Source organism: Sphingomonas sp. (assembly GCF_036387595.1).
Taxonomy (GTDB): Bacteria; Pseudomonadota; Alphaproteobacteria; order Sphingomonadales; family Sphingomonadaceae; genus Sphingomonas.
In genome coordinates, this window is sequence record NZ_DASVTL010000009.1 from 33,268 (window position 1) to 44,044 (window position 10,777).

The following is a 10,777-nucleotide window of genomic DNA, read 5'->3' on the forward strand; positions in this document are numbered from 1 at the left end:
CCGTTACCCCGGCAACCCTACGACCGTCTTCACCTCCATGAAGTCCGCCAGGCCATAGCGGCCGTTCTCGCGGCCGTTGCCGGATTGCTTGTAGCCGCCGAAGGGGGCGCCGGCGTCGGGGCTCCACGAGTTGATCGTCACCAAGCCGGCGCGCAGGCGCGGCGCAACCTTGGCCGCGGCTTGCGGATCGCCGGAGATCGTCGCGGACAGGCCGTAGGCTGTATCGTTGGCGATGCGGACGCCCTCGTCCAGATCGCCATAAGCGGTGATCGTGGCGACGGGGCCAAATACCTCCTCCTGCGCGATGCGCATGTCCGGGGTGACGTCTGCGAACAACGTCGGCCGGATGTAGAAGCCGGCGTTGCGGCCGTCGGGGCGGCCGACGCCGCCGGTGACGAGCGTCGCGCCCTCGTCGATCGCGGACTGGATCAGGCCCTGTATCTTGTCGAACTGCGCCTTGTTCACGACGGGGCCGATGTGCATGCCCATTTCGGCGGGGTCGCCGGTCTTGGTCTGCTCCATCATGGCCTTTACGAAGGCGGTCGCCTCGGCGACCTGGCTATCATGGACCAACAGGCGGGTGGGGGCGATGCAGCTCTGCCCCGAATTCGCGAGCACGCCCGAGACGGTGGGCGGCAGGACGGTGGCGAGATCGGCGCCTTCGAGTACCAGGTTTGCGGCCTTGCCGCCGAGTTCCTGGTGGACGCGCTTGACCGTCGCCGCAGCACTCTGCGCGATCGCGATGCCGGCGCGGGTGGAGCCGGTGAAGCTGACCATGTCGACGTCACGGTGGGCACTGAGCGCCGCGCCGACACCGGGGCCATCGCCTTGCACCAGGTTGAACACCCCCGCGGGCACCCCCGCCGCGTCGAGGATCTCGGCCAGGATCGCGGCGCAGCCGGGCGCTTCCTCCGAGGGTTTCAGGATCATCGTGTCGCCGGCGGCCAGCGCGGGCGCGACCTTGGCGCAGATCTGATTGAGCGGCCAGTTCCACGGCGTTATCATCGCGACGACGCCGAGCGGCTCGTGGACGACGCGCGCCTTGCCGATCGTCTCCTCGAAGGTGAATTCGCCCAGCGCCTTCAGTGTCGCGGCGAAATGGGCGAGGCCGGCCGGCGCCTGCGCGGCCGAGGCCAGGCCGATCGGCGCGCCCATCTCCTGGCTGATCGCGCGCGCCAGATCGGGGATGCGGGTCTTGTAGACCGCGATGATCCGGCTCAGCAGCGCCTGGCGATCGGCGACGCTGGTCTGCGAGAAGGTCTCGAAGGCGCGGCGCGCGGCAGCGACGGCCTTGTCGACGTCGGCGGCGGTGCCGAGCGTGATCTCGGTGACCGGCTGTTCGGTAGCGGGGTCGATGACGTGATGGGTCGTGCCGCCCTCGCTCGCAACCCAGGCGCCGCCGATATAGTGGTTCAGGTAGCTGTTCATCACCGCACTCCGCATTATGCTTTGAAGATCGGGTATTGCGCGGGCACCCGCCTGGCAACCGGAATCGCCGAAGGGAGCATGTCGCCATGCAGGCAAGGGTAGCGCGCATCGACCGGATCGGCGGGCCGGAAGTCATCACCTGGCACGACGTCGACCTGCCGCCGCCGGGGGCGGGCGAGGTGACGGTCCGCCACGAGGCGGTCGGGCTGAACTTCATCGACATCTATCACCGCACGGGCGTCTATCCCGTCGCCTTTCCCGCCGGCCTGGGTTCGGAAGCCGCGGGCGTCGTCGTGGCGGTGGGCGAGGGGGTCAGCGGCTTCGTGGCGGGCGACCGGGTGGGGACGTTCGGCCCGTCGCGTGGCGCCTATGCGACCGCGCGCAACGTGAGCGCGGACGAACTGGTCCACCTGCCCGATGCGGTCGATGCGCGCACCGCGGCGGCGCTGCTGCTGAAAGGATGTACCGCGGAGTTCCTGGTCGAACGCTGCGCGAAGGTGGAGCGTGGCCAGACCGTGCTGGTCCACGCCGCGGCGGGCGGGGTCGGCCAGTTGCTCACCGGCTGGCTCGCCGCGGCGGGGGCGACCGTCATCGGCACGGCGGGCACGCCGGAGAAGGCCGAGCGCGCCAAGGCGGCGGGCGCGGCGCACGTCCTGCTGAGCCGTGAGGAGGACATTGCCGCACGGGTGCGAGAGATCACGGGCGGTGAGGGCGTGCCGGTGGTGTTCGACGGCGTCGGCCGAGTGACTTGGGCGGCCAGCCTTGGCTCGGCGGCACGGCGCGGGCTGATCGTCAGCTACGGCAATGCCAGCGGGACGGTCGAGGGCGTGAATCTGGGCGTGCTGGCGGCCAAGGGATCGCTGTTCGTCACGCGGCCGACGCTGTTCGATTATGCGATCGGCCGCGCGGAGAAGCAGGCGATGGTCGATCGCGTCTTCGCCATGCTGGCGCGCGGCGCGATCCGGCCGGAAATCGGGCGGACGTTTGCGCTGGAGAACGCCGCGGAGGCGCACCGGGCGCTGGAGGCGGGGGAGACGCATGGGAGCAACGTGCTGATCGTGTGAGGCGCGGAAGATCCGTGGCCCGTTAAGCGGCTTCAAAGGTAACGAAGGTGACGGTAATTCCCGGCGAAACGCATCCCATTGTCACGAACACGTTTGTCCGGCTCGATGCCGACTCTTTTACGACGACATGCGGATGGAGCGGAAGAGAGATCGACATCGGGAGCGAGGTTGGCACAGGTCGCTGCCTGTAGGACAGGGGTTTGCGGCGAAGGACAAAGGGAAATGGGCAGGCAGCTTCGATATGGCCGTCCGGCGGCCCTGCTGACGCCTGAAAATCATGGACGTGCAGGTGAAGTTCAGCGGTCGGCCGCGGACGCGCCTAAATCGTGCATCCAGCAGGTTTGGCGTTCAGCATGGTCGGCACATCGACCACTTCCAGGTCCACGAGCTGCCGCAGATATGATTCGATGAACGGCTTGTGCGAGGCGCCGACGATCAGCAGGGCGCGACCACCGGGATCGGCCGCCGTCGCCTCGCGAATGGCGAGCGCCATGCGCAGATTCTGCGCCTCCCATGCCGCGACCCACTGCCGACCGGTCTTGCCCATGGCGGGGTTGCGCAGCATCGACAGCCACTGACCGTCGGCGTCCATCCGCGCGAAAGCGGGAGAATTCCTTATCTTGAAGGCGGGCATGACTTCGTCGGCGGACTTCAGGGTCAGACGATCGGCAGACATGTTGCGCCAGCGCGCATCCTCGTGATTGGCCTTCTCCTTCTGACCGGGCGCCGCCTCGAAAACCTTGGTGAACTCGTCCCAGGCAGGTTGCACGACGTCGCTGGCGTGCGATCCGGCGCTGTGGACCCGCTCAAGTCCCGCGTCCGCCGCGGTGCGCGTGGCGAGAGACATGAGCTCGCTCCGGCTCGACAGGAACCGGTCGAGGGACGCGGCGGTGGAGAGGTCAACGCCGTCCTTTGCCAGGCGTTCGCCGGGGGCAAGACGCAGCCACTGCACCGATGCCGCTAAGGGCTCTCCGGCAGCGACGAACAATATCGCTAGCCGACGTCGCTCGGCTGGGGTGGCGGGATGCTTGATCGCCAGCGTATTGGCGGCCACCAGCGCCTGCGGGGCGCTCATCTCGAGATTGGCTTGGGCGATCCGGGCCTGTTTCAAGGTCGGCCCGGCATATCTGCCGGGATCGGTCCCGTGATAGGCGACATAGGAATCCAGGTGCATGACCTCTTCCCCGGACATCGCCTCGCTCAGCACGACGGTGGGGCGATAGGCGCGCAATCGGCAGAGTACCGGCTCCAGCCACGCCGTTTCGAAATCCTTGGCGGCACCATCGAGATGACTCAGGCCGAGCACCATGACCTGCGTGGGCGGAAGCGCCATTCGTTGACGGGTATGGACGGGCTCCACCGCACGTCCCGCCGACAGGGCGACACCCGGTTCAACCATGCCGATCATGGCCAATCCAGACGCAAAGGTGCGCATCGCTGCAGTCAGGTGGCGCATGTTTGCTGTCCCAATCCGTTCATGGCTTAGCTGCCCGGTGGGGCGCACCCGCTCCGCTAATTGAAATGCCACGGATGCGCCAGTGGGCCACGACCGCTATCGTTGGCCGCACCGAAATCATCGATGCAGTACGTCGATTAAGTCCTCTTCATTCATCGGATCAACAGCGTGCCAAGTCGTCGTGCGCCCAATTACCTCTTCTCGCTCGCGTACCGCGAGATCAGCACCGCGCTCCGCAACGCCTGCCTCGGCACGCTCGCCAGGTCGACCCATTCGCCCTCCGCATGCGCGTTGCCGCTGACCGGACCCATGCCGGCCAGTGTGTCGACGTCCGCCGCGACGAAGCTGCTGTCGGCGGCGCCGCGTTTGGCGGGGTCGAATTCGGTCATTTCGGGTAAGGCCAGGTCGCGGTTCACTTCGTTCAGCCTGGCGAGGACGGCGCGGTTGCCTGCGGTCGGGGCCATCGGCGGGTAGCCGTCGGAGAAGGCGATCGTCGCGCCGGTGCCGGGCAGGTGTTGCTCCACGATCGCCTGCATCTTCGCCATCACCCGCGCATTCTGTTCGGGGGTGAGCGCGCGGATGTCGCCGCGGGCGACGGCGCTGGCGGCGGTGATGTTGGGCTTGCCGGTGGCGGTGGCGACGAGCTGGTCCTTGTCGAAGGCGCCGGGCGTGCCGCCGGCCATGACGCCGACGTTGTAGGTGAGGTTCGGTTCGGGCAGGTCGCGGCGGAACTGGTCGATGATGCGCGCCAGTTCGTAGATCGCACCATAACCGAGGGAGGGGCCGAACACGCCGCTGCTATGGCCGGAATTTCCGGTCGTGGTCAGCGTCCAATCGGTCGAGCTGCGCCGCGCGGTGGAGCCGTATTCGCGCCCCTGCTCGGTGGCGAGGTTCTCATATTCCAGCGCGACGTCGGCGCGCTTGCCCGCGGCGATCAGATCGCGGCGGGCGATGGCGAGCGGCTTGCCCGAGCGTTCCTCGTCGCCGGTCATCACGATCTCGATATCGGCGGCCTTCAGCGTGCCCGCGGCCTGCATGGCGCGCATGGCGGCGATCACGACGACAATGCCGCCCTTGTCGTCGCCGGAACCCGGCCCGATCGCGCGCGTGCCTTCCCGCTTCCAGCCGGTGAATGGCGAGGACGGTTCGAATACCGTGTCGAGGTGGGCGATCAGCAGCACGCGCTTGCCGCGGCCGTTGCCCTTGTGGACCGCGACGAGGTGACCGGCGCGGCCGGTTTCGGTCATGTCGATCCAGCGGACCTTGAAGCCCAGCGGTTCCAGTTCGGCGCGGACCATGTCGCCGACCGTGCGCACGCCGTCGAGGTTCAGCGTGCCGCTGTTCTGGAGGACGAGACGCTCCAGCAGCGCCTCGTGCCGGGCGGCATCGGCGGCGACCGCGGCCTGCATCTTGACCTCGGCGGGATTAAGTTTCGCAGTGGCGGGGGTGGTGAGGGAGAGCGCGGCCAGGGCGAACATGATGCCGTTGATCCCGGCGCTTGTGCTTCGACTTCGCTCAGCACGAACGGATGAAGGGTCGGTCGATGCCATCAAAATTTGTGCCCTCACAATTTGCGGCCGATCACTTCGCGCATGATCTCGCTGGTGCCGCCATAGATGCGCGATACGCGTGCGGCGCGCCAGCTGCGGGCGATCGGATATTCGTTCATATAGCCCGCGCCGCCATGCAGCTGGAGGCAGGCGTCCATCACCTCCCATTGCAATTCGGTGTGCCAGAGCTTTGCCGCGGCGCCTTCCTCGTTGGTCAGTTCGCCCGCCAGATGGCGTTTGATCGCCCAGTCGAGATGCGCCCAGCCGACCTGGAGCTTGGTCTTGAGCGTCGCCAGCACGAAGCGCGTGTTCTGGAAATCGAAGACGACCCCTGCAAACGCCTTGCGATCCTTGGTGAAGGCGACGGTTTCGTCGAACGCCTTCTGGGCGGAGGCCTGCACGCCGACCGCGATCGACAGCCGCTCCTGCGGCAATTGGCTCATCAGCTGGATGAAGCCCTGACCCTCGGCGCCCAGGCAGTTGGTCATCGGCACGCGGACGTCGGCAAAGAACAATTCGCTGGTATCGGCGGCGTCCTGACCGATCTTGTCGAGCTTGCGACCGCGGCGATAGCCTTCGCGGTCGGCTTCGACCAGGATGATCGACATGCCCTTCCAGGCCGGCTTGGCATCGGGATCGGTCTTGGCGACGACCAGCACCAGATCGGCGTTCTGGCCGTTGGTGATGTAGGTCTTCGAGCCGTCGATGACGTAGTGGTTGCCGTCCTTCTTCGCGGTCGTGCGGATGGATTGCAGGTCGGAACCGGTGCCGGGTTCGGTCATCGCGATGGCGGTGACGATTTCTCCCGATACCATCTTGGGGAGCCATTCGGCCTTTTGCTCGGGGCTGCCGTAATGTTCGACATAGCCCGCGACGATATCGGATTGGAGGGCGAATCCGGCGGGGACGCCGGCGTAGGCCATTTCCTCGTTGACGATCGAATTGTAGCCGAAATCAAGGCCCAGGCCGCCGTATTCTTGGGGCACCGTCGGGCAAAGCATCCCGACCTCGCCTGCCGCGCGCCAGAACGACTTCGGAACGAGCCGCTGTTCTTCCCACTCGGCGACGTGCGGCACGCCCTCCTTGGCGAGGAAGCTGCGGACCGTGCGACGGAAGGCCTCGTGATCTTCGTCATAGGCGAAGCGGCCGGGGATGCTGTCGAGCGTCAATGCGCCTCTCCTTGATGGCTTTTTGCGCACCCTATCCGTTCGTATCGCCGGAAGTCGAGACGCATCGGGGAATGGCTCGACTTCGCGCAAAACGAAGGCGTAAGAGGAGGAAACGAAAACGAGAGGACGCACATGAAACTGGCAAGCCTGAAGCACGGCCGTGACGGCCGGCTGGTCGTCGTGTCGAGCGACCTGGCCTATTATGCCGACGCCGGTCACATCGCGCTGACCTTGCAGGCAGCGCTCGACGATTGGGACATGCTGGCGCCGGCGCTGGCGAATCTGGCGACCGATCTCGACCATGCGGCGATCCCGCGCGAGCGCTTCCACGAACATGATGCCGCCGCACCCTTGCCGCGGGCGTATCAATGGGCGGACGGTTCGGCCTACGTCAATCACGTCGCGCTGGTGCGGCAGGCGCGCGGAGCGGATATGCCCGAAACGTTCTGGCACGACCCGCTGATGTACCAAGGCGGATCCGACGGGTTCCTGGGCCCGCGCGACGCCATCCCGCTGGCGGATGAAGCCTGGGGCTGCGACCTGGAGGCCGAGGTGGTGGTCGTCACCGGCGACGTCGCGGCCGGCGCGTCGCGCGAGGAGGCGCTGGCGGCGGTGCGGCTGGTCGGGCTGACCAACGACGTTTCGCTGCGCAACCTGATCCCGGCCGAACTGGCCAAGGGCTTCGGCTTTTTCCAGTCGAAGCCGCCATCGGCTTTCTCGCCGGTGTTCGTCACCCCCGATTCGCTTGGGCACTGGTGGCGGGACGGCAAGCTGCACCGCAAGGTGATGGTCGATCTGAATGGCAAGCCGTTCGGCCGCGCCGAGGCGGGCGAGGACATGACCTTTGATTTCGGCACGCTGATCGCGCATGCGGCGAAGACGCGGGCGCTGGGGGCGGGGACGATCGTGGGGTCGGGCACGGTGTCGAACCGCGGCGCCGATGGCGGGCCGGGCAAGGCGATCGCCGATGGCGGGGTAGGCTATTCCTGCCTGGCGGAGGTGCGCACCGTCGAGACGATCGCGGGCGGCGCGGCGGTTACACCGTTCCTGAAGCGGGGCGATATCGTGCGCATCTGGGCGGAAGACGATCGCCATCATCCGATCTTCGGGGTGATCGAGCAGGTGGTCGGCTGAGCGCAAAGATGCTTGTAATTTAATTACGCGGGGGCGAGAGAGGGCAGGAAGCGTTGGAGCCGAGAAGCATCGACGCGCCGAAGGAGAAACCCGTGGCGAGCGACCACCGCCGTGCCAATCTGCCGCCGCTGACGCTGCACGTGCCCGAGCCGCGCTTCCGGCCCGGCGACGCGGTGGATTTCGCGGAGGTCGAGGTGCCGGCCGCCGGGTCCGTGCGCCGCCCCGATACCGCCGAGCCGGCGCGCGCCTTCACCGATCTGGCCTATACTTTGGTGCGTGTCCTTGATGATGATGGGCAGGCCGTCGGCCCGTGGAACCCGCGGCTCTCGCCCGACATGCTGCGGCGTATGCTGCGCAGCATGGTGCTGCTGCGCGCGTTCGACGAGCGCATGTTCCGGGCGCAGCGGCAGGGCAAGACCAGCTTCTATATGAAGGCGACGGGCGAGGAGGCGGTGGCGGTCGCCGCGGCCTATGCGCTCGATCGCGACGACATGTGCTTCCCGTCGTACCGGCAGCAGGGGCTGCTGATCGCGCGTGGCTGGTCGATGGTCGACATGATGAACCAGATCTACTCCAACACCGCCGACCGGCTGCAGGGCAAGCAGCTGCCGATCATGTATTCGGTGAAGGAGGCCGGGTTCTTCTCGATCTCGGGCAATCTCACCACGCAATATCCCCAGGCCGTCGGCTGGGCGATGGCGAGTGCTGCCAAGGGCGACACCCGCATCGCCGCGGTATGGTGCGGCGAGGGATCGACCGCGGAGGGCGATTTCCACTCCGCATGCACCTTCGCCAGCGTCTATCGTGCGCCGGTGGTGATGAACGTGGTCAACAACCAATGGGCGATCTCCAGCTTCTCGGGCTTCGCAGGCGCCGAGGCGACGACCTTTGCGGCGCGCGCGATCGGTTACGGGCTGGCGGGGCTCAGGGTCGACGGCAACGATGCGCTGGCGGTTTATGCGGCGACGTCCTGGGCGGCGGAGCGCGCGCGGACGAACCAGGGACCGACGCTGATCGAGCATTTCACCTATCGCGCGGAAGGGCATTCGACCTCCGACGACCCCGGCCAGTATCGCAGCGCGGGCGAGCCCAACGCCTGGCCTTTGGGAGACCCGGTCCGGCGGCTGAAGGATCATCTGATCGCGATTCGGGAATGGGACGAGGAGCGGCATGCGGCACAGGACAAGGAACTCGCCGAGGAGGTGAGGGCCGCGCAGAAGGAGGCCGAGAAGAACGGCATCCTCGGCCACGGGCTGCACCAGCCGCTCGACACCTTGTTCGACGGCGTGTTCGAGGAGATGCCCTGGCACTTGCGCGAACAGCAGGCGCAGATGATGGCGGAAGAGACAGCGAGCGGACGGCCGTGGGACAAGTAAGTATCTCCCTCTCCCCGCGAGAGAGGGAAGGGGCCCGCTCGGCGCAGCCGAGTGGGAAGGGTGAGGGCGGCCATATGCGCATCGCTCGTTGCCCTCACCCTTCCGCAGCCTTCGGCTGCTCCCTCCCTCTCCCGACGGGAGAGGGATTGTGACCGACACCACCCGCATGAACATGATCCAGGCGATCAATTCCGCGCTGGAGGTGATGATGGAGCGCGACCCCGACGTGCTCGTCATGGGCGAGGACGTCGGCTATTTCGGCGGCGTCTTTCGCGCGACCGCGGGCTTGCAGGCGAAATTCGGCAAGACGCGCGTGTTCGACACGCCGATCACCGAGACCGGGATCATCGGCGTCGCAATCGGCATGGGCGCATACGGCCTGCGCCCGGTGCCCGAAATCCAGTTCGCCGATTACATCTACCCCGCGCTCGACCAGCTGGTGAGCGAGGCGGCGCGATTGCGCTATCGCTCGGGCGGCGAGTTCACCGCGCCGATCACGGTGCGCTCGCCGTTCGGCGGCGGCATCTTCGGCGGCCAGACGCATTCGCAATCGCCCGAGGGCATCTTCACCCACGTCTCGGGGATCAAGACGGTGATCCCGTCGACGCCCTATGACGCCAAGGGGCTGCTGATCGCGTCGATCGAGGACAATGACCCGGTGCTCTTCTTCGAGCCGAAGCGGATCTATAACGGTCCGTTCGACGGCTACTGGGAACGGCCGGCGCAGAATTGGTCGAAACATCCCGCGGGCGAGGTGCCGGCCGGCTATTACCGTATCGACCTGGGCACCGCCAAGGTGGTGCGCGCGGGCGAGGCACTGACCATCCTGTGCTATGGCACGATGGTCCACGTCTGCACCGCGGTGGTCGCGGAAATGGGCATCGACGCCGAGATCGTCGACCTGCGCACGCTGATCCCGCTCGACATCGAGACGATCGAGGCGTCGGTGAAGAAGACCGGGCGCTGCATGATCGTCCACGAGGCGACGCGCACCGGCGGTTTCGGCGCGGAACTTTCGGCGCTGGTGCAGGAGCGGTGCTTCTATCACCTGGAGGCGTCGATCGAGCGTGTCACCGGCTTCGACACGCCCTATCCGCACAGCCTGGAATGGGCCTATTTCCCCGGCCCCGTCCGCATCGGCGAGGCGCTCAAGAAGATCATGAAGGACGCCGCCTGATGGCTCGCTTTTCCTTTCGCCTGCCCGATATCGGCGAGGGCATTTCCGAGGCCGAGATCGTCGCCTGGCACGTGGCCGTCGGCGAGCGGATCGAGGAAGACCAGCAGATCGCGGACATGATGACCGACAAGGCGACCGTCGAGATGGAATCGCCGGTGTCTGGCGTGGTTGTCGAACTGGCGGGCGAGGTCGGCGATCAGGTGGCGATCGGGGCGACGTTGGTGGTGATCGAGACCGATGCCGCCGAGGGCGGCGAGGTGGTGGCGGCGCCGCCGAGCGATGCGCAGGCGGAGATGGCCGAGCAATATGAGGCGGAGAATCCGGGGGTGGAGGAGGCGCAAATCCTCCCCGATACGGGGAGGGGGACCGCTCGCGAAGCGAGTGGTGGAGGGGCAGCCCCAAGCGGGTCGCCCGTTGCGGGGG

9 protein-coding genes are annotated in these 10,777 nt (G+C 67.0%); 5 read left to right on the forward strand and 4 right to left on the reverse strand.

Going from position 1 to position 10,777, the window contains the following annotated elements:
- Positions 1-3: 3 nt before the first annotated feature.
- Entirely contained in the window at positions 4-1,428 is a 1,425-nt protein-coding gene (locus VF643_RS00615) for an aldehyde dehydrogenase family protein (protein WP_331041423.1), read from the reverse strand.
- A gap of 86 nt (positions 1,429-1,514) precedes the next feature.
- On the opposite strand from VF643_RS00615, the gene VF643_RS00620 reads away from it, so the two are divergent.
- Positions 1,515-2,492, forward strand: a complete 978-nt coding sequence (locus VF643_RS00620) for a quinone oxidoreductase (protein ID WP_331041424.1) — start codon at positions 1,515-1,517, stop codon at positions 2,490-2,492.
- A 319-nt stretch (positions 2,493-2,811) separates the two neighbouring features.
- Here VF643_RS00620 and VF643_RS00625 read toward each other — a convergent pair whose 3' ends face one another.
- From VF643_RS00625 to VF643_RS00635, 3 genes are all read right to left on the reverse strand, one after another.
- A complete protein-coding gene (locus tag VF643_RS00625) occupies positions 2,812-4,020 on the reverse strand; it encodes a DUF5694 domain-containing protein (protein WP_331041425.1) in 1,209 nt (402 codons plus the stop codon).
- Positions 4,021-4,139: 119 nt separating this feature from the next.
- The gene (locus VF643_RS00630) at positions 4,140-5,426 is read right to left on the reverse strand and encodes a M20/M25/M40 family metallo-hydrolase (protein WP_331041426.1); all 1,287 of its coding nucleotides are present in this window, start codon (positions 5,424-5,426) and stop codon (positions 4,140-4,142) included.
- Between the two features lie 86 nt (positions 5,427-5,512).
- A complete protein-coding gene (locus VF643_RS00635) occupies positions 5,513-6,667 on the reverse strand; it encodes an acyl-CoA dehydrogenase family protein (protein WP_331041427.1) in 1,155 nt (384 codons plus the stop codon).
- 132 nt (positions 6,668-6,799) lie between these two features.
- On the opposite strand from VF643_RS00635, the gene VF643_RS00640 reads away from it, so the two are divergent.
- The 4 genes from VF643_RS00640 to VF643_RS00655 all read left to right on the forward strand — a co-directional run.
- Entirely contained in the window at positions 6,800-7,801 is a 1,002-nt protein-coding gene (locus VF643_RS00640) for a fumarylacetoacetate hydrolase family protein (RefSeq protein WP_331041428.1), read from the forward strand.
- 92 nt (positions 7,802-7,893) lie between these two features.
- On the forward strand, positions 7,894-9,177 hold the full coding sequence (locus VF643_RS00645; RefSeq protein ID WP_331041429.1) for a 3-methyl-2-oxobutanoate dehydrogenase (2-methylpropanoyl-transferring) subunit alpha: 1,284 nt from the start codon (positions 7,894-7,896) through the stop codon (positions 9,175-9,177).
- 166 nt (positions 9,178-9,343) lie between these two features.
- Positions 9,344-10,354 (forward strand): alpha-ketoacid dehydrogenase subunit beta, encoded by a 1,011-nt coding sequence (locus VF643_RS00650; RefSeq protein ID WP_331041432.1) that lies wholly within the window; start codon positions 9,344-9,346, stop codon positions 10,352-10,354.
- A partial coding sequence (locus VF643_RS00655; protein WP_331041430.1) for a biotin/lipoyl-containing protein occupies positions 10,354-10,777 on the forward strand: 424 nt, incomplete at its 3' end. The genes VF643_RS00650 and VF643_RS00655, both read left to right, overlap by 1 nt.

Excerpts from the sequence above, each read along its gene's own strand:
- VF643_RS00615 (WP_331041423.1), bottom strand. The coding sequence starts at position 1,428 with ATGAACAGCTACCTGAACCACTATATCGGCGGCGCCTGGGTTGCGAGC.
- VF643_RS00620 (WP_331041424.1), top strand. The coding sequence starts at position 1,515 with ATGCAGGCAAGGGTAGCGCGCATCGACCGGATCGGCGGGCCGGAAGTC.
- VF643_RS00630 (WP_331041426.1), bottom strand. The coding sequence starts at position 5,426 with ATGTTCGCCCTGGCCGCGCTCTCCCTCACCACCCCCGCCACTGCGAAA.
- VF643_RS00640 (WP_331041428.1), top strand. The coding sequence starts at position 6,800 with ATGAAACTGGCAAGCCTGAAGCACGGCCGTGACGGCCGGCTGGTCGTC.
- VF643_RS00650 (WP_331041432.1), top strand. The coding sequence starts at position 9,344 with ATGAACATGATCCAGGCGATCAATTCCGCGCTGGAGGTGATGATGGAG.